A 22,258-nucleotide genomic window follows, 5' to 3' on the forward strand; every position below is an offset into this window, starting at 1 on the left:
TGATCCTTCCGGCTCCGCGTCAGGCCACGGCCTTTCCAACCAGCTTTGCCCAGATCCTTTCCGGCACCTGCCGCGCGCTCATCGCGCGAGGGTAGGTCAGTTCCTCCATCTCCGGCACGTCTCCGTAGAGCGCTTCGAACTCGGCATAATTGTCAAAGACCCGGCGCGAGACGTTGTCGATGAAGGTCTCGGCAGGCGCGCCATTGGCGAGGATGATTTCGTGCGCTTCGGTTTCGATGTGATAGACGGTATAGGTCTCTCCCAACTCAGCAAGCGGCACCCGCGTGATGCCCTCGCCATTCACGAGCGCGCCCGCGTGGCATATCACACCATCGACCAGCATCCCGTGGTCGGCGGTCACCGTCAGGTCGGTATGCGGCAGGCCATCGCCCAAGGAACCCGCCGCAATACGCACCGGCGTCAACCGCTCGGCGGGGCCGAACATCGGGAACACGGTCTGCCGCCCGATCCACTTGACCGGCACTGATGCGCCTTCTGCGGTCAGGACAAGATCGCCGATCGCCAGCGCCTCGACCATAACCTCGCCCTTGGGCGTTTTAATGCCGGTGCCTGCCGCGAAACAGAACGCGAAATTTGCCGCCGTGAAGGTTGAGGTGATCGAGCTGTCGAGCGTTGCGGGAAAGGTTACGGGTGTCGGGCCGGGATTGTAGATTTGCTGAAATGTACTCGGAAAACCGCCGTTGCTGGTAAAGACCGGCATCGTAACACCATTGATCACCAAGGTCCCAGCGAAGAGCCAGCCATTACCGTCATCGTCCAAAGGATCGAATTCGTCGTCATTGTCCAGATCGGTGACAGTTCCGGTACCACCAGAAATCGGACTGGCAAGGTTAAAATAGTTGATATTCTGAATGTAGGTGAAGTCACCCATTTCTTATCTCCCCATAGCGTTGCGTGAAGGGAGCCCCCCTTCGGTTTTGTTGTGTCTATGGCGAGTTGGTCGGCGAAAATTGCCGGCTGCCTGCTCATTCAGGCTCTACCCGACGTTAGGGCAGGAACAAAGAGTCAATCAAGCAAAAGAATTGACTGCCCCTTAAGAAAGCGATCACCGCGTCAGCACCATCTGCCCATCTTCAATGGCGATCCGGTCGAAGAGGTTGAGATAGCTCATGCCGAGCAGGCTTTCCTGCATGGGCGAGCCATTGACCACGGCGGGCACGCGGCGGTCGGTGATCGGGCCAAGCTCCACCCGGTCGAGCCGCACGGGGGCGGTCTGGACCATGCCATTGGCGGTCATGGCGCGGCTTGTATAGCGCAGGGTGGCGGTGTCCAGACCGGCGCGGGCGGCATCCTGCGGGGTCAGAACCATGTCGGTCGCGCCCGTATCCACGACAAAGCGGATGGGCGCGCCGTTGATTTCCAGTGTGAGGTAGTAATGACCGTCGAAACTGCGCGGCACCGTGACTTCACCCGTTCCAGTCACGACCGATTGCTGGGGCAGCACGTTGGTGCGCAGTTCGGGCCACACGCCTACGGCAATGAAACCTCCAACGACCAGAACCCCCCAGACCACCGCATAGCGCGCGACCTTGCCGATCTGGTGGCGATTGGCCGAGATGATCGACCCCGTCAGCGCGATGGCCAGCAGGCTGAGATAGATGATCGAGGCGATGTCGGTGTCTTTCATCGGGCCGGTCTGAACGTTGATCCTGAGGCCAATATAGGGCAGGGGGCCGCTTAAAACACCTGCAGATCGCGAATGCCGTCGATCACGAACTGGACAGAGAGCGCGGCGAGCAGCATGCCAAGCAGCCGTGTGACCACGTTGATGCCCACGGGCCCCAGCATCTTTTCCATCGGCCCGGCCAGAAGAAACAGCAGGAACACGACGAGGATCACCGCCAGCATCACCCCATGCACCATGGCGATGCCCGAGGCAGACCCGGCAGAGCCGGTCAGCAGGATCATCGTGGCAATGGCACCCGGACCGGCAATCAGCGGCATGGCCAGCGGAAAGACGGATGGATCATCCGCATGGGGCGCATCGGCCTGACCCTGACGGCGCTGCGTGCGCCGTTCAAACAGCATGTCGAGCGCGGTCAGGAACAGAAGGATGCCACCCGCGATGCGGAAGGCGGACAGCGAGATGCCGAGAAAGCCCAGAACCGCCTCTCCGGCCAGGCCGAACACGGTCAGAAGACCCACGGCAACGACACAGGACCGGATGGCGATGGCACGGCGCGCGCGGGTGCTCATGCCGCGGGTGATGGCGATGAACATCGGCGAAAGGCCGATCGGGTCAATGACCACGAACAGCGCCACGAAGACGGTGATTGCCTCGGCCATGGTCATTGCGCTTCGGCCTCCTCCAGTTTTTCCAGTGCCTTGAGCCACATCGCCTCGGCCCGGTCGAGACCGTTCATGACTTCGGCGTATTTCTTCTGCCAGACCTCGATTTCGCCGGTGTTGCCCGATTCATACAACTCCGGGTCCGCCAGTTTCGCGGCCAGCTTGTCGCGCATGGCGTTCAGCTTCTCCACCCGTTCCTCGCATTTGCGCACCTCGCTGCGCAGTTCGAGGATCTGGTCGCGGCTGGCACGTTTGGGCCTGGGCTTTTCCGGCTTTGGTTTCGATGTCGCCGCCTCGCCCGCCAACAGCATCTTGCGATAGGCCGCCAGATCATCGTCATATGGTGTCACGGTGCCATCCTTGACCAGCCACAGCCGATCGGCGGTCATTTCCAGCAGGTGCATGTCGTGGCTGACAAGAATGACCGCGCCGCTATAGGCGGTCAGCGCCTCGACCAGTGCCTCCCGGCTTTCGATATCGAGGTGGTTGGTGGGTTCATCCAGGATCAGCATATGCGGTGCATCGAGCGTGGCCAGCAAGAGCGACAGCCGCGCCTTTTGCCCCCCTGACAGCTTGCCGACCACGGTTTCCGCCTGATCGGCGCCAAGCCCGAACCCCGCCAGCCGGGCGCGCAGCTTTGCCGGGGCCTCCTCGGGCCGCATCCTGCGCAGATGTTGCAGGGGTGTTTCGTCGATATGCAGCTCATCCACCTGATGCTGCGCGAAATATCCCACCCGCAGTTTGGAGGATTTGGTGATCCGCCCCTCCAGCGTGAGAAGCTTGTCGGCCAGCAGCTTCGAGAGCGTCGATTTACCCTCGCCATTGCGGCCAAGCAGCGCGATGCGGTCATCCTGGTCGATGCGCAGGTTCAGCCGCTTCAGAACCGGCACACCGTCATAGCCCACGGCGGCCCCGTCCATCTGCACAATGGGTGGTGACAGCTGTTCGGGTTCTGGAAAGCTGAACTTGCGGAATGCACGCTCGGCCGGGGCGGTGATCGGCTGCATCTTTTCCAGCATCTTCAGCCGCGACTGCGCTTGCCGGGCCTTGGTGGCCTTGGCGCGGAACCGGTCGACGAAGCTTTGCAGATGGGCGCGGCGCGCCTCCTGCTTTTTCGATTCCGCCTGCGCCACGGCGATCCGGGACGCGCGGGTCTGCGCGAAGGTGTCATAGCCGCCCTGGTAGAGCGTCAGCTGCCGCTCCTCCAGATGCAGGATATGGCCCACGGCGCGGTTGAGCAGCCCCCGGTCATGGCTGATCACCAAAACCGTGTGCGGGTATTTCGCCAGGTAGCTTTCCAACCACAACGCGCCCTCGAGGTCGAGATAGTTGGTCGGTTCATCGAGCAGCAACAGGTCTGGCGCCGAGAACAGCACCGCCGCCAGTGCCACCCGCATCCGCCAGCCGCCCGAGAAGGCCGAACAGGGCATCAGCTGTTCCTCGGGCGTAAAGCCGAGCCCGCGCAGGATGGTCGCGGCGCGTGCCTCGGCAGACCAGGCGTCGATATCGGCAAGCCGGGTCTGGATATCGGCAATGCGGGTCGGATCCTGCGTCTGTTCGGCCATCAGCGACGCGCGCTCGGTATCGGCGGCCAGCACCGTGTCGATCAGCGAGGTCTCGGAAGACGGCACTTCCTGCGCGACGCCGCCGATGCGGGACCGGGGGGGCAGGGTGATTTCACCCGTATCGAGCGTCAGCTCGCCGCGGATCAGCCGGAACAGCGTGGTCTTGCCACTGCCATTGCGCCCCACGATTCCCACCTTGTGGCCTTCGGGGATGGTGGCGGTTGCGTGCTCCAGCAAGGGGCGGCCGGCGATGGAATAGGAGATGTCTGAAATCCGTAGCATGGGCGCGGGTGTGACCCGGTCGCGCGGCACTGTCAATTGGCGGGTTTTCTTTACAGGCGCTGCGTGTTAGCAGCCGCGCCAAACCAACCCATTTTCCGGAGAGTTCCCATGGCGGTTCAACGCACCTTCTCGATCATCAAACCCGATGCCACCAAGCGCAACCTGACTGGCGCGATCAATGCCAAGATCGAGGCAGCCGGCCTGCGCATCATCGCCCAGAAGCGCATTCACCTGACCCCCGCGCAGGCTGGCGTCTTCTATGCCGTGCACAAGGAACGTCCCTTCTACGGTGAGCTCTGCGAATTCATGGCGTCCGAGCCGGTGGTCGTGCAGGTTCTCGAAGGCGAAAACGCCATTGCCGCCTACCGCGAAGTGATGGGCGCCACCGATCCGGCAGAAGCCGCCGACGGCACCATCCGCAAGGACTTCGCCCTGTCCAAAGGCGAAAACTCGGTCCACGGTTCCGACGCGCCGGAAACCGCGGCCGAAGAGATTGCCTATTTCTTCGCTGGTCTCGAACTGGTCGGCTGAGGTCGAACCTGACCAAACATGATTTGCGGGCCGCTCTGATTTGGGCGGCCCGTTTTCCGTTCAGGCCCTGAAAAATCTTCGGGAAGATTTTTCCGCATTTCAAATTTCTTCCAGAAGAAATTTCGGCCCGGAAGAATTTTGCGTCAAAATTCTTCTTGGCTCAGCGTCGCGCGCCCACGCCAAGTTCATTCATCAGCCTTTCGAATTCGGACCGGTCAGGATCGAAGGAGTCGGCCTTGATCTGATCGAAGCGACTGCGCAGCGCTGCTTTCTCATCTCCCTGGCAATCGTTCCAGGGGCGCCCCTGCAACCCCATATGCAGCACGTAATAGGCGATGAAATGTGGGCGGCTACCGGCACGCAGCATCGCCGCATAGGCCGCATCGGGACCAGCCCGGCGCAGGCTCTCGGCATCCGGGATACCGGCGCGTTTCAGGTCTTCGGCCATGGCCGGACCGATGTTGCGAATGTCTGTCAGCGGGGTAGGCATGGGCGCAGCTCCGGTCGGGGTCGGCCCGGATCCTATCAGATGCTGGCCCAGTCCCGGAAGGTGGCGGGCGTCTCATCCTCGCTGCTGCCCTTGCGCGGGACCGGTTGGGGGGTGGGGGCCTGTTTCGGTGTGGGGTGCGGTTGTGGCATCCAGGTGCTCCGCTTGTTTGTTGCTGCCTGAAACCAAGGATGCCAGTGAAATGAGGCAGATTTGGGGCGTATATGGCAAGGGCAGTGCCAGCATCTGTGGCGGAACGGGGGCGGCGCGGGAGTCGGGTAACAGTTTCCTATATCGAACACTTTAGGCGGTCATCTGCCTTGAAAGGATTGAGTATTCCGACGCGAAGAAAGTGATTCGCATTGAATTGGTTCCGCATTGGAACCAAAGCCGGGGTTTGACGCGGGATTGGAAATGTGTCAGCCGGAGCGCAATGCTGCCCAAATTCCGCCATGGTTAACACTGCGTTTCCATCTTCGGGCCAATACACTGTTTATCAAACAGAAACGATTTAGGCTTGAGGGGTAACGATTGTGGTCCTCAGCCATCCGACAGAGGCCCTGAATGACTCCCTCGAAATCCAATAACAACAATTGCTTCAGTCAGTTTGGCCGGAATCGGGGGACATCAGTACCTGTTTCCACCCCGGCGACAAACGGCCCAATTCGGAGTGCCGCGTTAACCACGATATTGCCCTATTTCGATCAAAGCCGACGCTCTCTTGCCATGTTTCAAACAATTTTCGCTTTCTTGGAGCGGCCCGCTCGGGCTATGACTTGGTCAGCCCAACTGGGGGGCGATGTCTGAAGGCCACGGGGGCGGCCGCACGATACCAGCCGGTTTTAGAGGATCGGCAGGTGGCATGTGAGCCGCAACGTTTTGCGGAACAGTATGAGGGTTCTGCCCTGCCAGGCAGGCCCCTGCCGCGCGCCTCATGGCCGTCGGCCCATCTGCTTCGGTTCCGGCTTTCGTGCGCCCGCCCACCCATTCTTCATACATCGCAAACCGGTTGGAACGTGTTCGACACCGATCGTCAGGGGATGTGCGATGTTCTTGGTTTCCTTGGTCTTTAACCTGACCGTCCATGCACTGAAGCAGCAGTCTTCGTCTTTCGTTGTCATTGAAAATTCAGTGGTTCGCCGCGAGGCCGCGCAAGCTGCGCGCTCGGGCAGGGCGTAAAGGAGACGACAATGGCTGGTGAAATAGTGAATCCGAATAGTGTAGACGGCGTCGTCGACGGCACCCCGGGGGATGACAACATCAACCTCGCCTACACAGGCGATCCCGAAGGCGACATGATTGACGCCGGTGATGCCATTCTGGACGGGGCTGCGCCCGATGACGATGTGGTGCTCGCCGGTGAAGGCAATGACACCGTCCATGCCGGTGTCGGGGACGACATCATCTGGGGCAATGATGGTGACGATTACCTCGATGGCGAGGGCGGAGACGACACCATCAAGGGCGAAGGCGGCAACGACACGCTGATCGGTGGCGACGGCAACGATCACCTGATAGGTGGCGATGGCAATGCGTCCGTCGATGGCGGTGATGGCGACGATCTGATCGACACCCGTCTGGATAGCAACCTGCCGCTGCCCGACCGCGGCTATCCCGGCCTGTTCCCGGGCGACGGCGACCCCTTTGATGCGAGAGATACCATCGACGGTGGTGCGGGCAATGACACGATCTTTGCCGGTGACGATGCCGACAGCATCACCGGCGGCAGCGGCAATGACCAGATCGACGGCGGCTTTGACGATGACACCATCGACGCGGGCGAAGGCGATGACCTGATCGTCGGCGGCGAAGGCTCTGACACGATCCTTGGCGATGCTGGCGACGACACGATCTATGGCGGGCTTGGCCCGGGTTTCCCGGATGAGCTCAACATCACCGATGACGGCTCGGACGGCAATCCGATCGGCCCCGACGCGGTAACCGACAATGGCCGCGATTACATCGAAGCCGGTGACGGCAACGACGTGGTCTATGGTCAGGACGATGACGACACGATTTATGGCGGTGCCGGCAACGACACGCTGGATGGCGGCATCGACGAAGACGAAATCTACGGCGGTGCCGACCGGGACGTGATCCTTGGTGGCAATGTCGGCGACTACGTGGACGGTGGGGGCACCGGCGACGATTGCGACACGCTCGACCTGACGGGTTCCGGCCCGCTGCGCGTCGTGCTCGATGCCGACAATTCTGAAAACGGCACGGTGACCTTTTACGATGGCAACGGCTTCGCGCCCGAGAACATCACCGGCACCATGCGCTTCGAGGAGATTGAGAACGTCGTGCCCTGCTTTACCCCCGGATCCCGCATTGCAACCCCCCGTGGCGAGGTGGCCGTCGAGGCACTTCAGCCCGGTGACAAGATCATCACCCGCGACAATGGCATTCAGGAAATCCGCTGGATCGGATCGCGCACCCTGAACCATGCCGAACTGCGCCGCGCGCCGAACCTGCGCCCGGTTCTGATCAAGGCCGGGTCGCTTGGCAACGGTCTGCCCGAACGCGACATGCTGGTCAGCCCGCAGCACCGGATGCTGGTCGGCAATGACCGCACGCAGCTCTATTTCGAAGAAAGCGAAGTGCTGGTCGCGGCCAAGCATCTGATCGACCACAAGGGCATTCGCTACATGGATACGATCCGCACCACCTATATCCACTTCATGTTCGACCGGCACGAGGTGGTTCTGGCGGACGGTGCCTGGACCGAAAGCTTCCAGCCCGGTGATCAGACACTTGGTGGCATGGGCGCGGAGCAGCGGGACGAGATCTACACGCTCTTCCCCGAGCTTCAGCAGCCTGCCGGGATCGACAGCTATGCTGCCGCCCGCAAGGTGCTGAAAGGCCATGAGGCGCGCCTGATTACTCGTTAACTACAGAATGCAGCAGGGACACGGGGGGAGAGGGGGCAGATCCTCTCCCCGGACCCGGACTGGGGCGGCGCGAAGGCTCGTGCCGCCCCTTTTTATCGGGATTGTGCCGCGCGCCAGGCGGCCCAGTCCTCGGGCGTGTCCAGATCGGTCAGCGCGCGTTGGCCTTGCAGGGGCACCAGATGCACCCGCGCCGCATGCTGTTTCAGCAGCCCGCGCGCGCCCTTGTCGCCTTTGATTTTCTGAAGCTCGGGCAGCAGGTCGGCCGGAAACAGAACCGGATTTCCAGGCGTTCCGTCCGCGTCTGCGGCGCGCAGGATGGCATTGGGGGCCTGAGCGGACAGCGCCAGCAGCAGATGCAGGTCATGGGCGGTGACCTCGGGCATATCGGCCAGCATCACGAGCACCGGGCCGGACAGCCCCGCAACCCCGGCTGCAAGCGACTGCGACTGGTCGCAGCCCGCGGGAAGGGTGACGATGTCGCAGTCGATCCCGGCAAGCGCCTCTGCCCTCGCGGCGTTCCCGTCGGGCAGGGTCACGCGCAACGGCCCGGCCTTGGCCGCCCGCCGCGCCATGACGGTGAGCAGCGGTTCGCCGCCCACCTCCTCCAGCAGCTTGTCGGCCCCCCGCATGCGCGACGATGCCCCGGCTGCCAGCAGCAGGATCACCGGATCGCTCATCCCCGCATCCGCGCGCCATCGGCATCGAAGAGCATCTCTGTCACCAACCGCGCCTTGTGCATGTTCCCGAGGATCTCGATCTCGACCTCCAGCCCCTCGACGGCCCGCTCGGTCGGGATGAAGCCGAAGGCCACGGATTTGTCCGCATGGTGCGAATAGCCGCCCGAGGTGCAGAACCCCTGCACGCTGCCATCGAGCCAGATCGGTTCATAGGCGACCACATCGGCATCATCGGCCTCGACGATGAAGGTGCAAAGCTTGCGGGCAGGACTCTCGGCGCGCTCCTTCTCGGCGGCCTCCTTGCCGATGAAATCCTTGTCCCACTTGATGAACCGGTCCATCCCGGTTTCGCCGGGCATGTAATCGGGCGAAAATTCCCGCATCCAGGACCCGAAGAATCGGTCGAGCCGGAGGCTCATCATCGCCCGCATCCCGAAGGGCTTGAGGCCGAACTCCTGTCCTGCCTCCCACAGCAGATGCCACAGGGCACGCTGTTCCATGGCGTCGACATAGATTTCATAGCCCAAATCGCCGGTGTAGCTGACCCGCTGAACCGTGGCCTCCATCATGCCGACCGACAGCCGCTTCACGTCGAGAAAGCGGAAAGCCGTGTTCGACACATCCGCCCGCGTGACCTTGGCCAGCAGGTCGCGCGCGCGCGGCCCCGCGATCTGGAAGCCGGTCGACCGGTCCGAGATATTCTCGACCCGCACATCGCCCGCAAGCTGCCCTTCGAACCAGCGCATGTGGAAGTCCTGCGCGCCATAGCTCGCCGTCAGGCGGAACTCCGTCTCCGACAGGCAGGCCACGGTGAAGTCGCCAATGAGCCGACCGGAGGGGGCCAGCATCGGCGTCAGGCTGATCCGCCCGGGTTTCGGAATCCGCCCGGCCATGACCCGGTCGAGCCAGCCGCGCGCATCCGCCCCCGTCACGCGATACTTGCCGAAATTTTGCACCTCGTTGATGCCCACGGCCCCGCGCACGGCCTGCACCTCGCGCGCCGTCGCTTCGAACGCGTTCGAGCGGCGGAACGAGGGCGTCTCGTAGCGCGGCTCATCGCCTTCGGCGAAATAGTTCGGCACCTCCAGCCCGTATTGCTGCCCCCAGACCGCGCCCATTTGATCGAAGATGTCGTACATCGGCGTCGTGCGGAAGGGCCGCGCGGCGGGCAGTTCCTCGTTCGGGTAGGTGACGGAAAAACGGTTCTGATAGTTCTCGATGACCTTGGGCAGGGTGTAACCCGGCGTGATCCAGCGCCCGAAGCGTGCCACGTCCATGGCGAAGACGTCGCGCTCCGGCTCGCCCTCGACCATCCACTGTGCCAGCGTCAGGCCGACCCCGCCGCCTTGGGAAAAGCCTGCCATGACCCCGCAGGCCGACCAGTAATTGCGCAGGCCCGGCACCGGGCCCACCAGCGGGTTGCCATCGGGGGCAAAGGTGAACGGCCCGTGAATGACGGTCTTCACGCCCGCGCGTTCCAGGATCGGGTAGCGGCGATAGGCGAAGGCGATCGAGTCCTCGATCTTGTCATAATCATCTGGCAGCAATTCATGCCCGAATTCCCAGGGCGTGCCGCCCACGGCCCAGGGCTTGCAGGGCTGTTCGTAGAACCCGATGCAAAGCCCGCGCCCTTCCTGCCGCAGGTAGCTTTCGCCGCCGGGATCCATCACATGCGGGTGCTCGGTGCCACGCTCGTAAATCTCGGGCAGATCGTCCGTCACCAGGTACTGGTGTTCCATCGGATGAAGCGGCAGGTAGCATCCCGCCATTGCGCCCACTTCGCGCGCCCACAGACCGCCTGCATTGACCACGTGTTCGGCATGGATCGTGCCCTTGTCCGTCACCACGTCCCAACTGCCATCGGCCCGCTGGTTGGTCTCGCGCACCATGCAATGGGTTTCGATCGTGGCTCCCCCCATCCGCGCCGCCTTGGCATAGGCATGCGTCGTGCCGGAGGGGTCCAGATGCCCGTCGAGCGGATCGTAAAGCCCGCCCAACACGCCCTCGACATTGGTGATCGGCGCAATCGCCTTGATCTCCTCGGGGCCGAGGATTTCCGTCTCCAGACCCATGAAGCGATGCTTGGCGCGTTCGGCCTTCAGCATGTCGAAGCGTTCGGGCGTGTCGGCCAGCGTCACGCCCCCCACGTGATGCAGCCCGCAGGACATGCCGGTCAGCTCCTCCAGCTCGCGATAAAGCCGGATCGTGTAGCCCTGCAGTGCGGCCATGTTGGTATCGCCATTGAGCGTGTGAAACCCGCCCGCCGCGTGCCAGGTGGACCCGCTCGTCAATTCCGAGCGCTCCACCAGCATCACATCCGACCAGCCGAGCTTGGTCAGATGATAGAGCACCGAGCAGCCCACAACCCCGCCACCGATCACACATACCCGAGTGCTTGTCTTCATGACCGTCTCTCCCGCTTGAACTTGTGATGTCAGACAGCCTGTGCGGCCCGGCCCCTTCAAGCCCAAAAGCGACATCGCCTTTCATCTTGGCAAAAATACCTAGGGGGGGCGCCATTGGATACGCCATTGGTGCAAGCTCAATGGCGACGGGGCAGCGCCCCCCTCGGATCGACGCCGAAGGCGGCGAACCTCCCCAAGTTACAGGAGCTTGCGCACCCGAAGCTGTGTCAGACGGTTCTGCTGCCGTTCAGCCACTTCGAAACGGAACCCGTGAAAACTAAAGACCTGGCCCGTTTCGGGGATCATCTGCGCCTCGTGGATGACCAGCCCCGCCACCGTATTGGCCTCTTCGTCGGGCAGGTTCCAGTCGGTCGCCCGGTTCAGGTCGCGGATCGTCATGCCGCCTTCGATCAGGTAGCTGCCATCCGGGCCGGGCGTCAGGTTGACCACTTCTTCCACGTCAAACTCGTCGGTGATCTCGCCGACGATCTCTTCCAGAATATCCTCCAGCGTGATCAGCCCCTGTAGCGCGCCATATTCATCCACGACGAGCGCAAAATGGGTGTGGCGCCGCAGGAACTGGCGCATCTGGTCATCCAGCGTGGTGGTTTCCGGTACGAAATAGGGCTTCATCGCCACGTCGGTGACGGAAAACGCCGCCAGCCCCGCCTCGGAAGCTTCCGGCCCGCGCACCAGCCGGTCCATGGCCCGAAGCACGTCTTTTGCGTGGACAAGGCCGATGATGTTTTCGGGGTCGCCGCGATAGACGGGCAGGCGGGTATAGGGGGAATGCAGAAGCTGGCTGAGGATGGTTTCCCCATCCGCGTCGGCGTCGATCATCTCGATATTGGAGCGATGCAGCATGATCTCCTCGACCGTGCGGTCGCCCAGGTCGAGTGCGCCAAGCAGCCGGTCGCGATGTTCCTTTTCCACCACGCCCTCGGAATGGCCAAGCGTGATCGCGCCTGCGATTTCCTCATGGGCGGACAGCACCTTGCTGTCGGGGTCGGCCTGCACGCCGAACATCCGCAGCATCCCGCGCACCAGCACCTGAACCGTCGCGACCACGGGCGAGAAGACAAGGATCACAACCTTGATGACCGGGCTGACCGCCGAGGCGGCTTTTTCGGCATTGGTGATGGCATAGGTCTTGGGCAGTACCTCGGCGAAGACCAGCACCAGCAAGGTCATCACCAGCGTCGCCAGCGCCACGCCGCTTTCCCCGAAGGCGCGGGTGAAAAGCGAGGTGGCCAGCGATGCGGCCAGGATGTTGACCAGGTTGTTGCCAAGCAGGACCGATCCGATCAGCCGTTCGCTGTCCTCGGTCAGATGCAGCGCGCGTTCCGCCGCCTTTGATCCGCGATCGGCCTGCGAGCGCAGCTTGCCGCGGGACGCCGCGGTCAGAGCGGTTTCCGAGCCGGAGAAGAAGGCGGATAGCAGAAGAAGAGCAAGGATGGCGCCTGCCGTCAGATAGAAGGATGCGTCAAGAGTGGGCTCAAGCTCGGGCATGATGTCTCCGGTTCAGGGTGTCTGTGGCAGGTTATGGGCATGGTGGCCGCCCGTATCAAGGACAAGGCGGGAATCGTGGCGGGAATGAGGCGCGGCGTCAGCGGCATACGACCCGGCGGAAAGCTGGGGTTTTTGACGGAAAACCCGAGAAAATGCCGGGTTTTCCGGTGCGCTAGCGTTCGACCCGCGAATCAGATTGTGGCGAAATACAGCGTAATCAGGGACAAAGAGGCGCGGATTGCGCCATTGTTTCGCCACATTGTGCAACCTTAAGGAGAGTTGCGTTAACCATGAAAACTATTTGTCCTGCTTTCAGCGTCTTGATGCCGGAAACAAGCCATGGTTTTGCCACGTATTGACGCTTTCGAGCGGAAGATCCCCGGCGTTTGAAACTTGAATGCGTCTGTTTCCGCTCCGAAAGACAAACCTGACCAAATGGACAGGGCAACTTGCGAAATGCAACCTATAGGTGTTCAATCTCTCAATCACTGTTTCCAGAGCTGAGACAATGATGGTGCGGCGGCATTGGGACCTCTGGCGCGATCGCTGATATTGAAGGATTTTTTCCTCAGGCCGTTGCCACAATTACGCCCAATTTGGCACTACACGCATAGGTAGAAATTGGCAAAATGAAATTGACGAAATTATGCCACAAATGCCAATTTACGGCTGTGCGAAAGCGCTGGTCGGCCATGACTTGACGGTGCTGCATTGCCGGACTGCCACCCGGTTAGCAGCATCAAAAGGTGGGGATGGACTGATCGCGACCCGGGGGGGCCCGGTTACTCATCTGCGCCTTTCCGCACCCAAAACCTGAATGACTTTCTAAACCGCGCCAGAAGTCGCTGGCGGGGCAGGGAAGCGCTGTTTGTCGCGACCGGAAACGGTCGCCCCCCTTTAGGAGGGTGTAGTCGATGTATGAGCGTTTCGGCCTTTACAGCCAGGATGAGGCACCGCATGCGGTAGCGCCGATCCGGTTTATCCAAACCCGGTCAGTCTATCGGCAGCACGCCAAGCGCGTTCTGGACATCGCCATCGTTCTGCTTGCGGCTGTGCCTGCGGCCCTGATCGTTCTGGTCTCGGCTCTGGTCCTCATCCTGCGTGAGGGCGGCTCGCCGTTCTACCGGCAGGAACGCATCGGCATGAATGGCCGTGTTTTCGGCATGTGGAAACTGCGGACCATGGTCAAGGACGCGGATCAGGTGCTGGAAGGCTACCTGTCGGAAAATCCCGAGGCCCGCGCCGAATGGGACCGCCACCAGAAGCTGAAGAACGACCCCCGGATCACCCGGTTTGGCCAGTTCCTGCGCCGCACGTCGCTGGATGAACTGCCGCAGCTGTGGAACGTTCTGACCGGTGACATGTCGATCGTTGGCCCGCGTCCGATGATGTGCAACCAGCGCGCGATGTATCCCGGTACGGAATACTATGTCATGCGCCCCGGCATCACCGGCTACTGGCAAACCTCCAGCCGCAATGAAAGCAGCTTTCACGAGCGTGCGGGCTATGATCAGGCCTATTACCGCACCCTGTCGCTGCGGACCGATCTGGCGATCATTGGCCGGACATTCGGGGTGGTGCTGCGCGGGACCGGGCACTGACCGCATCCCGCAGCAGACCCGCCACTGTGTGGCCCCAGCTATCCCAGTTCAGCCTCTCCTCGTAGACCTGCCTTGCGCTGATGCGCAGGGCGGCATGACGCTCGGGGGTGTCCAGATAGCCCTGGATGACCTGCGCGAAATCCTCGGGCCCGGCTCCGGGCGGCAGGGCATCGCCGTTAATGCCATTCCAGACGGGAATGCCCCCGACATCGAGGCAGAGTGACGGCAGGCCGTAGGCCGAGGCCTCGCAGAAGGCGAAGCCATAGGATTCCATCGACGGCATCAACAGGAAATGGGCGCGGCGAAAGCAATCATGAAAGATCCGAAGATCTTCCGGTTTGGACTTGTCCAGGTACGGGTGGACGGTCAGCCCGTCCCGGCCGATTTCGGGCGGCGGCGTGCAGCCGATCACGGTCAGCCGGGCATCGACGCCCCGGTCTCGCAAGGCTGCGACAGTTGCCGCCGTTGTCCAGCCTCCCTTCGCGGTCCAGTCGCGCCCGACAAGAAGGATATCGACCGGCCCGCCCTGCGTCAGGGCGGCGGTGCTGGCCGTGCCGGGATCGGGCACATTTGCCCCCCAGGACACGGTCAGCGAACGGTCGGGGGGCAGGCCATAGCGCGCATTCACGGCACCTGTCAGCCAGTCCGATGGCCAAAGCGCAAGGTCGAGACCGCGAAACGTGCGCCGCTCGGCAGCTTCGATCAGAGGATCCATCACGCGCGCCGGGGAAAACCACGACCCGAAGCTCTGCCCCACAACGGATTGCTTGTACGTGGTTGGCGTCGCGTCAGAGCTGTAGGCCGTGACCATCGGGTAGGGCAGACGCAGACGGTGCAGCGAGTGGAAGGAATAGGCCCCGAACAGCACGTCGAAGCGATCTGTCGCCAGAACCTTGCGCACCCGCCGGGAAATGAGTCGGGACAGCATCAGGTGCAGCCGCCAGCGGGCGCGGATGCTGAAGGCCTCGGGCGCGGCCAGAACGGCGCGGCGCAGGGGCTCCGCCAACCCCCAGTCCTGCGGCAATATGGTGACCTCGCCGGCATGGGTTTCGAGGGCCGCAAGCATACGCGCATTGCCGCCCGAATAGAGCGTCGGATCGCGGGGATCGAAATCGCACAGGTAGGCGATCTTCAGCCGTCTGTCGCTGCCCAGGCTCATTCCAATGCCCTTTGCCCTCAATCTGCCAGCGGGGCATATTTCTGCCCCAAGTTCCGGGTATACCCCGTGTTGAACCCCCATCTAGAGGGGAATCCGGGCATTAACATGACGATGAGCTACAAAGGTTAACAGAATACAGGCATGCCGAACGCGCTCGCATCTCTTGCGCTGGTGATCTACCCAGTGGTCGTGGTCTGGCTGTTCGTCAGGCTGCCCAGAGGGCGTGCGCTGCTGGCGTCATTGATCCTTGGCTACCTGTTCCTGCCCCCCGAACCGGCAGGGTTCGACTTTCCGCTGATGCCGCCCTTGACCAAGCAGACCATTCCGGGACTGGCGGCGCTGTTTACCTGTCTGGTCATGTTCCGGGGCGAGCTGCGCTTCCTGCCGGAAAACAACACCGCCCGTGCTCTGGTGCTGCTGTTCATCTTCAGCCCCTTCGGCACCGTTCTGACCAATATGGACCCGGTCTATTTCGACAGTTTCACCCTGCCGCCCCTGCGCATCCGGGAGGCCGTGGCCCAATGCATCAACCAGGCGCTGCTGATCTCGCCCCTGCTTTTGGCGCGCGATTTCCTGCGCAGCGATGAAGACATTCGCGATCTGCTCTGGGCGATGCTGCTGGCGGGGCTGGTCTATTCGCTGCCGATGCTGCTGGAGGTAAGACTCAGCCCGCAGCTCAATATCTGGATCTACGGCTATTTCCAGCATTCCTTCGAACAGATGATCCGGGGCGATGGCTTCCGTCCCATCGTGTTCCTCTACCATGGGCTTTGGGCGGCTTTCCTTGCGCTGACGGCGCTCTTGTCGGCCATCACCATCGCGCGCAGCGACCGCAGCCGCCGGGCGCTGCTATGGTGGGCGGCGGCGGCCTATATGGGACTCGTGCTGATCCTGTGCAAATCCATGGCCTCGATCCTCTATGCCGCGGCCTTCGCCCCGGTTTTGCTGTTCCTTGGCAGCCGGATGCAGTTTCGCGTGGCCATGTTGCTGGCCTGTCTGGTGTTGGCATATCCCGCCCTCAAGAGCTTTCATCTCATCCCCGAGGCCGACATTCTGGAACTGGCAGAAAGCGTCGACGAAGACCGCGCCAATTCCCTGCGCTTCCGGCTGGACAATGAAAACATCCTGATCGACAGGGCCATGGAGAGACCCGTCTTCGGCTGGGGCACATGGGGGCGCAACCAGATCTATGATGGCGCGACCGGAGAGATCCTGACCACCACCGATGGCCGCTGGATCATTACCATCGGGGTCTATGGATGGGCCGGGTTCCTTGCGGAATTCGGGTTGCTGACCCTGCCGATCTTCCTTGTCTGGTGGCGCGTGGCCGCGTTTGGCCGCGAGGTGCCGCCATGGGTGGGCGGCGCTGTGCTGATCCTGGCGATCAACGTGATCGACATGATCCCCAATGCGACGCTGACCCCGATGAGCTTTCTCTTTGCCGGGGCCTTGCTGGGGTATTCCGAACAGGTGCAGACCGCCCGGCGGCGCAAGGTTCTCACGCCCTTGCGAACGGTATTGTAGGTGCGCCCATGACCCAGCATCCCCCCCGCATCCTGATCATTGCCGAGGCCGCGAACCCCGAATGGGTCAGCGTGCCGCTGATCGGCTGGTCGCTATCGCGTGCCTTGGCGGATGTGGCCGATGTGCATCTGGTCACGCAGGTCAGAAACCGCGAGGCGATCCTGCGGGCCGGTCTGGTGGAGGGCCGGGACTTCACCGCCATCGATTCCGAGGCCTTCGCGCGCCCGCTCTGGGCCATCGGTGAGAAGCTGAGGGGCGGCGGCGGCAAGGGCTGGACCACGCTGCAACTGATCAACGCACTGTCCTATCCGCATTTCGAACGGCTGGTCTGGCGTCAGTTTGGGGCGGATATACGGGCAGGGCGCTATGATATCGTCCACCGGATCACGCCGCTCTCGCCGACCATCTCCAGCCCGCTGGCCGCAAAATGCGCCCGTGTGGGCGTGCCTTTCGTGCTGGGCCCCCTGAATGGCGGTGTGCCATGGCCGAAGGAATTCGATGCCGAGCGGCGGCAGGAAAAGGAATGGCTGAGCTACGTTCGCGGGGCCTACAAGGCGCTGCCGGGGCGCAGGCGGGCGCTGAAACATGCGGCGGCGATCATCGCAGGCTCGCGCCATACCGAAGGCGAGATCCCTTCCGCGATGCGGGAAAAGACCTTCTACATCCCCGAAAACGCCATCGACCCCGCGCGCTTTGCCAAGCGGGCCGACCCCGGTAAAGACGGGCCGCTTCGCGCCTGCTTCGTCGGGCGGATGGTGCCCTACAAGGGCCCCGATATGCTGTTGGAGGCTGCAAGCCCGCTGTTGCGTGATGGACGGATGCGGCTCGACATGGTCGGTGATGGCCCGATGCTGCTGGGGCTGAAGGCTCAGGCAGAGGCGCTTGGCGTGTCGGACGCGGTGACCTTCCGTGGCTGGATGGAACACGGCGCGGTTCAGGACGTTCTGGCAGGCTCCGATCTCATGGCCTTCCCGTCAATCCGCGAGTTCGGCGGAGGTGTCGTGCTGGAAGCGATGGCCCTTGGCGTGCCGTCCCTGATCGTGGACTATGCGGGACCGGCGGAACTGCTGACGGAGGGCACTGGCTGGAAGGTGCCCTTGGGGGATCGGCCTGCAATCATCGCGGGCTTCCGGGCGGAACTGGAGCGGCTGGAACAGGATCGCCCCGTTTTGGCCAAGGCTGGTCGCGCAGGGTTGGGCCGGGTCGCCGCACGGTTTACATGGGACAGGAAAGCCGACCAGATTTCAGAGGTTTACAAATGGATATTGGGGGAACGGAATGACCGGCCGGAACCGATGGCAGACAGGCAGAACCATGCGGCTGAGTAGACTGATTTCTGCATTGACCCTGTGCCTGCTGGCCGCGCTGCCCGCGCGTGCGCAGCAACAGGATATCCGCGCCTTCATCTACGGCAATTCGCTGATCAACCATGTCTCGGACAGCGATGAGACGACCATGCCGCATTGGCTGTCGATACTGGCGCAGGCGGGCGGTCACGGGTTTGCCGCAGACGGAGCCTTCGGCGCGCCGCTGCACTTTGCGGATCAACTGCCACCGGAACCCAACTGGTCCTTCCAGAACGTGCCCTCGATCTGGGATTCCGAGCGCTTTGCGTTTCGTCGTGCGAATTTCAACACGATCATCCTGAACAATGCCAATTTCATTCAGGCCAACCCGCCGGATGCCCCCTATGAATGGGACAATCCGCAAGGCTACAGCCCGCTTTCGGCCACGTTGCGGGTCTTCGACTGGACCGAGTTTCAGGCCCGCGGTGCGCGGTTCTTCATCTACGAAGGCTGGTCCGACCTCGCCCTGATCTCCAACCGCTTCCCGCCGCGCCCGCGCGCCTTGCGGCGGTATCATGCGTATAATCGTGGGGAGTATCACGACTGGTATGTCGATTACGTGGATATGATCCGAGAGGCGCGCCCGGAACTGGATGTGACGCTGATCCCCGTCGCGTCGATCCTTGCGGAGATGTTCAGCGACGGCCCACTGGCCGATCTGGAGGCCACCGATCTCTATCTCGATGACGCACCCCATGGAACGCCGACGCTGTATTTTCTGGCAGCACTCGTGACTTACACGACGATCTTCAACGAAGAACCACCGGTTCTGACCGATTTGCCCGACAGCATCCACGCAGATGTGCGCGATGGCTATACCGATATCGCGGGCTTCATCTGGGCGCGCGCACAAGGCAGCGCGTTGGAAGACCATGCGGGCCTGACACCCGAAACCGGCCTGACCGATCCGGCTCTGGCCATGGGGCTGACAGGGCTGTCGGACTGGTCTACGCAATTGCCCTTCATCAATCTGATGCATTCGGCCCGGCCCTGGGTCGGGCATCTGGAGGGGCAATGGGGCGGGATTGACGCAAGCGAATTGGAACTGTCGAACCACCTGACGCCCGAAGGCTGGCCGCTTGGTCTGCCCGACGGCGTCGTGGCGTTGGAAAGCTTCATCTTGACCGATCTGCCACCAGAGGCCACCAGCGCCGCCGGGCGCTACCGCGTGACCTGGGCCGGGCGCGGCACTTTCCGGCTTGGCGGGCGGGTGGAAAATGTGGAGATGGGCGATCACGAGGCCTGGTTCGACTTCACCCCCGGTGAAGGGCCTGTTGCCCTGCGCATCGAGACCACCGATGCCGCCGACCCGATCCGCGATATCGTGGTGCTGCGCGAGGATCACATCCCGCTGCATGAACTCGGGGAGCTGTTCAATCCCGACTGGATCAGCCGCATCCGCGACTTGCGCAGCATCAGGTTCATGGACTGGATGGACACCAACGCCTCGCCGCAGGTGATCTGGACCGACCGTCCTCGCATGACGGATTACACTTGGGTGCGCCGGGGCGTGCCGGTCGAGGTGATGGTGCGGCTGGCCAACCAGATCGGCGCGGACCCGTGGTTCACGCTGCCCCATATGGCCGATGACCGCTATGTGCGCGCCTTCGCCTCTTATGTGGAGGAACGGCTGGCCCCCGATCTGCGGGTCTATGCGGAATGGTCGAACGAGGTCTGGAACTTCCTGTTCTCGCAGGCCCATTGGGCGGCGGATATGGCGGCACTCAGGTGGGATGGGGCCGAGGGCGATGCCTGGATGCAGTTTGCCGGGCTGCGGGCGGCAGAGGTGGCCGATATCTGGGCGGAGGTTTTTGCGGGGCAGGAAGATCGGCTGATCAGAGTCATCGCCACGCAGACCTCCTGGCCCGGACTGGAGGTGCCACTGCTGGAGGCGCCGCTGGCGCAGGCAGACGGCCGGGCCGCACCCCATGAAAGCTTCGACGCCTACGCGGTTGCCGGATATTTTGGGACCGAACTTGGCAGCGATGAGCGCATCGAAGAGGTGCTGAGCTGGATCGGGCGTGAGGACCGGTTTGATCTGGCGGCACATGCGTTGCGGCGTGGCAGCCTTGGGGAGCTGATCGACACATGGCTGCCCTATCATGCCGAGGTGGCCGCCGATCACGGGCTGTCCATGGTCATGTATGAGGGCGGAACCCATGTGGTGGGGCTAGGTGAAAATGTCTGGAACGAGGCTCTGACCGGCTTCCTGATCGACTTCAGCTACTCGCCGCAAATGGCTGAACTTTATGCGGAACTTCTGACCGGATGGCGGGACAGCGGCGGCACATTGTTCAACGCCTTCGTCGATGTCAGTGCGGCCAGCCAATGGGGAAGCTGGGGGGCGCTGCGGCATCTGGATGACAGCACGGCCCGGTGGGCCACGCTTATGGCCTATAACGCCACCTCTGGCGGATGGGAGACGCGCAGCGACAGGGCTTTTGCCCATGGGGCTTACCGATGGGGCAGCGCCGGGGGCGACGATCTGCATGGCACGGAAGAACGCGATGTGTTCTTGGCGGGCGATGGCAATGACCGGCTGTATCTCGGTCCCGGTGATCGCGCCCATGGCGGCGGCGGGCACGATCTGGCGATACTGCCCGGTCTGGCCGCCGACTATGCGCTGGTCCAAGAGGAGGGCCGCGTCATCTTGAACGGTCCCGATGGCCCGGTCTGGCTGGTGGATGTGGAAGTGGCGGAATTCACCGATGAACCGGGGGTGTTCTATGCGGTGGAGGGCAGCTGAGCCGTGACCAGCCTAGCCCCAGACCCCCTCGATCAGCATTTCGGCCCCACGACCGGAGTGGAAGCCTTCCACGATCCGTGCGCGCCCGGCCACGGAAAGCTGCGCGCACCGGTCCGGGTCATCGGCAAGCGCGGCAATTGCACCGGCCAGCGCCTCGGGGCTTTTGGGCGGCACCAGCACCGCGTCCACCCCGTCGCGGATCAGTTCCGGCACGCCGCCCGCATTGGTGCCGATGGTGGGGGTGCCGCAGCTCATCGCCTCCATCAGCGCCACGCCAAGCGGTTCGTGCCAGCTTGCCAGCACGAAAAGATGCGCGGCGCGGATTTCGTCGCGTACCCGGCCCGCATCGACCGCGCCAAGCAGGCGCACGTGATCGGCAAGGCCAAGCTCTGCAATCCGGGCCTCCAGCACCTTGCGATAGCCCGAACCACCATCATCGTCCTGCCCGGCGATATGGAGCTGCACGTCGCGCCCCCGATCGCGCAGCAGCCGCACCGCCGCCATCAGATCCTGGTGCCCCTTCACGATATTGAGCCGCCCGCAGGAAAACAGTCGCAGTGGTTCCCCATCGGAGACAGGCCTGTAGGGGCCGGTCGGAGCCAGCACATCGGTATCCACGCCCATGGGCTGGATGAAGAGCCTTTCGGGCAGGTCCTCGGGCATCTCCGCCAGCATCTCGGCCTTCAGCTTCTCGGTGATGATCGACGCGAAATCAGCGTGCCGCCACTTGAAGCGCTGGCCGGGGCCGTAGTCGCTGAGCGGCCCATGCAGCGACAGCGAATAGTGCGGCCCGCCCATGCGGCGCGCAATTGCGGCGATCAGCGCCGCGCGCCCGCAGGAATGTACATGGACATGGGCAATACCCCGCGCCCGACAATGGCGGATCAGGCGCTGTGCGGCAGGGATCGAGACGGCGATATCCTTGACCATCGCCTTGCCTTCGGCGCGGGCCTCCGTCAGCAGTTCCCGATACGGCACGCGGGGCAGGGCAGAGAGCCCCGCCAGCACATCCGCCTTGCCCAGATAGGTCGTGCGCGCCATGGCCTGTTCGGACCAGTCATGCGCCACCAGACCGGCAGGCGGCAGGCGGGTGGACATGAGATCCACGATGACGCCACGCTTTTCCAGCTCCGCGATCTCACGCCAGAAGAAGATATGCGTCTGGCCCGGAAATTGCGGAACCAGATAGCCGATGTTTCGCGTCTTGGTCATGACCTGTCTTGCC

At 62.8% G+C, this 22,258-nt stretch carries 16 protein-coding genes; 6 read left to right on the forward strand and 10 right to left on the reverse strand.

Annotated elements, in window-relative coordinates; all coding sequences use genetic code 11:
* Positions 1-19 precede the first annotated feature (19 nt).
* From BKY26_RS06945 to BKY26_RS06960, 4 genes are all read right to left on the reverse strand, one after another.
* Complete coding sequence (locus BKY26_RS06945; protein WP_071689674.1) at positions 20-892, reverse strand: Hint domain-containing protein; 873 nt, start codon at positions 890-892, stop codon at positions 20-22.
* A gap of 174 nt (positions 893-1,066) precedes the next feature.
* Positions 1,067-1,648, reverse strand: a complete 582-nt coding sequence (locus BKY26_RS06950) for a retropepsin-like aspartic protease family protein (protein ID WP_071689675.1) — start codon at positions 1,646-1,648, stop codon at positions 1,067-1,069.
* A gap of 50 nt (positions 1,649-1,698) precedes the next feature.
* Positions 1,699-2,313: a MarC family protein gene (locus BKY26_RS06955; RefSeq protein WP_131541796.1), complete on the reverse strand. Its 615-nt coding sequence runs from the start codon at positions 2,311-2,313 to the stop codon at positions 1,699-1,701.
* Positions 2,310-4,157 carry an ABC-F family ATP-binding cassette domain-containing protein gene (locus BKY26_RS06960; RefSeq protein ID WP_071689708.1) on the reverse strand — a complete coding sequence of 616 codons (1,848 nt, stop codon included), beginning with the start codon at positions 4,155-4,157 and terminating at the stop codon, positions 2,310-2,312. The genes BKY26_RS06955 and BKY26_RS06960 overlap by 4 nt, the downstream gene beginning before the upstream one ends.
* A gap of 108 nt (positions 4,158-4,265) precedes the next feature.
* Between BKY26_RS06960 and ndk the strand changes: the two genes are divergently transcribed.
* On the forward strand, positions 4,266-4,688 hold the full coding sequence (ndk, locus tag BKY26_RS06965) for a nucleoside-diphosphate kinase (protein WP_071689676.1): 423 nt from the start codon (positions 4,266-4,268) through the stop codon (positions 4,686-4,688).
* 160 nt (positions 4,689-4,848) lie between these two features.
* Here the strand turns inward: ndk and BKY26_RS06970 are convergent, their stop codons facing one another.
* On the reverse strand, positions 4,849-5,178 hold the full coding sequence (locus BKY26_RS06970) for a TfoX/Sxy family protein (RefSeq protein ID WP_071689677.1): 330 nt from the start codon (positions 5,176-5,178) through the stop codon (positions 4,849-4,851).
* Between the two features lie 1,187 nt (positions 5,179-6,365).
* On the opposite strand from BKY26_RS06970, the gene BKY26_RS06975 reads away from it, so the two are divergent.
* A complete protein-coding gene (locus BKY26_RS06975) occupies positions 6,366-8,066 on the forward strand; it encodes a Hint domain-containing protein (RefSeq protein WP_071689678.1) in 1,701 nt (566 codons plus the stop codon).
* 92 nt (positions 8,067-8,158) lie between these two features.
* Here BKY26_RS06975 and BKY26_RS06980 read toward each other — a convergent pair whose 3' ends face one another.
* The 3 genes from BKY26_RS06980 to BKY26_RS06990 all read right to left on the reverse strand — a co-directional run bounded on the left by BKY26_RS06980 (position 8,159) and on the right by BKY26_RS06990 (position 12,657).
* A complete protein-coding gene (locus BKY26_RS06980) occupies positions 8,159-8,743 on the reverse strand; it encodes a nucleotidyltransferase family protein (RefSeq protein ID WP_071689679.1) in 585 nt (194 codons plus the stop codon).
* Complete coding sequence (locus BKY26_RS06985) at positions 8,740-11,148, reverse strand: GcvT family protein (protein WP_071689680.1); 2,409 nt, start codon at positions 11,146-11,148, stop codon at positions 8,740-8,742. The genes BKY26_RS06980 and BKY26_RS06985 overlap by 4 nt, the downstream gene beginning before the upstream one ends.
* A 198-nt stretch (positions 11,149-11,346) precedes the next feature.
* A complete protein-coding gene (locus BKY26_RS06990; RefSeq protein ID WP_071689681.1) occupies positions 11,347-12,657 on the reverse strand; it encodes an HlyC/CorC family transporter in 1,311 nt (436 codons plus the stop codon).
* Between the two features lie 914 nt (positions 12,658-13,571).
* On the opposite strand from BKY26_RS06990, the gene BKY26_RS07000 reads away from it, so the two are divergent.
* Complete coding sequence (locus tag BKY26_RS07000; RefSeq protein ID WP_071689683.1) at positions 13,572-14,258, forward strand: sugar transferase; 687 nt, start codon at positions 13,572-13,574, stop codon at positions 14,256-14,258.
* Here the strand turns inward: BKY26_RS07000 and BKY26_RS07005 are convergent.
* Positions 14,212-15,417, reverse strand: coding sequence for a glycosyltransferase family 4 protein (locus BKY26_RS07005; protein ID WP_071689684.1), 1,206 nt, complete (start codon positions 15,415-15,417; stop codon positions 14,212-14,214). The genes BKY26_RS07000 and BKY26_RS07005 overlap by 47 nt on opposite strands.
* 141 nt (positions 15,418-15,558) lie before the next feature.
* Between BKY26_RS07005 and BKY26_RS07010 the strand changes: the two genes are divergently transcribed.
* Genes BKY26_RS07010 through BKY26_RS07020 form a run of 3 tightly spaced genes read left to right on the forward strand, consistent with a single transcriptional unit; the run spans position 15,559 to position 21,033 of the window.
* Positions 15,559-16,941 carry a hypothetical protein gene (locus BKY26_RS07010; RefSeq protein ID WP_071689685.1) on the forward strand — a complete coding sequence of 461 codons (1,383 nt, stop codon included), beginning with the start codon at positions 15,559-15,561 and terminating at the stop codon, positions 16,939-16,941.
* A gap of 8 nt (positions 16,942-16,949) precedes the next feature.
* On the forward strand, positions 16,950-18,269 hold the full coding sequence (locus BKY26_RS07015) for a glycosyltransferase family 4 protein (protein ID WP_071689686.1): 1,320 nt from the start codon (positions 16,950-16,952) through the stop codon (positions 18,267-18,269).
* Positions 18,256-21,033 (forward strand): hypothetical protein, encoded by a 2,778-nt coding sequence (locus BKY26_RS07020; protein ID WP_071689687.1) that lies wholly within the window; start codon positions 18,256-18,258, stop codon positions 21,031-21,033. The genes BKY26_RS07015 and BKY26_RS07020 overlap by 14 nt, the downstream gene beginning before the upstream one ends.
* A gap of 12 nt (positions 21,034-21,045) precedes the next feature.
* On the opposite strand, the gene epsE is transcribed toward BKY26_RS07020, so the two are convergent.
* The gene (gene epsE, locus BKY26_RS07025) at positions 21,046-22,245 is read right to left on the reverse strand and encodes an exopolysaccharide biosynthesis GT4 family glycosyltransferase EpsE (RefSeq protein ID WP_071689688.1); all 1,200 of its coding nucleotides are present in this window, start codon (positions 22,243-22,245) and stop codon (positions 21,046-21,048) included.
* Positions 22,246-22,258 lie beyond the last annotated feature (13 nt).

This window comes from Nioella sediminis (assembly GCF_001879695.1).
Classification (GTDB): Bacteria; Pseudomonadota; Alphaproteobacteria; order Rhodobacterales; family Rhodobacteraceae; genus Nioella; species Nioella sediminis.

Bases quoted from the DNA above. Each gene is read 5' to 3' on its own strand.
- BKY26_RS06955 (WP_131541796.1), bottom strand. From the start codon at position 2,313: ATGACCATGGCCGAGGCAATCACCGTCTTCGTGGCGCTGTTCGTGGTC.
- BKY26_RS07000 (WP_071689683.1), top strand. From the start codon at position 13,572: ATGTATGAGCGTTTCGGCCTTTACAGCCAGGATGAGGCACCGCATGCG.
- BKY26_RS06970 (WP_071689677.1), bottom strand. From the start codon at position 5,178: ATGCCTACCCCGCTGACAGACATTCGCAACATCGGTCCGGCCATGGCC.
- BKY26_RS06975 (WP_071689678.1), top strand. From the start codon at position 6,366: ATGGCTGGTGAAATAGTGAATCCGAATAGTGTAGACGGCGTCGTCGAC.
- epsE (WP_071689688.1), bottom strand. From the start codon at position 22,245: ATGACCAAGACGCGAAACATCGGCTATCTGGTTCCGCAATTTCCGGGC.
- BKY26_RS06985 (WP_071689680.1), bottom strand. From the start codon at position 11,148: ATGAAGACAAGCACTCGGGTATGTGTGATCGGTGGCGGGGTTGTGGGC.
- BKY26_RS06990 (WP_071689681.1), bottom strand. From the start codon at position 12,657: ATGCCCGAGCTTGAGCCCACTCTTGACGCATCCTTCTATCTGACGGCA.
- BKY26_RS07015 (WP_071689686.1), top strand. From the start codon at position 16,950: ATGACCCAGCATCCCCCCCGCATCCTGATCATTGCCGAGGCCGCGAAC.
- BKY26_RS07005 (WP_071689684.1), bottom strand. From the start codon at position 15,417: ATGAGCCTGGGCAGCGACAGACGGCTGAAGATCGCCTACCTGTGCGAT.
- BKY26_RS06980 (WP_071689679.1), bottom strand. From the start codon at position 8,743: ATGAGCGATCCGGTGATCCTGCTGCTGGCAGCCGGGGCATCGTCGCGC.
- BKY26_RS06945 (WP_071689674.1), bottom strand. From the start codon at position 892: ATGGGTGACTTCACCTACATTCAGAATATCAACTATTTTAACCTTGCC.
- BKY26_RS07010 (WP_071689685.1), top strand. From the start codon at position 15,559: ATGCCGAACGCGCTCGCATCTCTTGCGCTGGTGATCTACCCAGTGGTC.
- BKY26_RS07020 (WP_071689687.1), top strand. From the start codon at position 18,256: ATGCGGCTGAGTAGACTGATTTCTGCATTGACCCTGTGCCTGCTGGCC.
- BKY26_RS06950 (WP_071689675.1), bottom strand. From the start codon at position 1,648: ATGAAAGACACCGACATCGCCTCGATCATCTATCTCAGCCTGCTGGCC.
- ndk (WP_071689676.1), top strand. From the start codon at position 4,266: ATGGCGGTTCAACGCACCTTCTCGATCATCAAACCCGATGCCACCAAG.
- BKY26_RS06960 (WP_071689708.1), bottom strand. From the start codon at position 4,157: ATGCTACGGATTTCAGACATCTCCTATTCCATCGCCGGCCGCCCCTTG.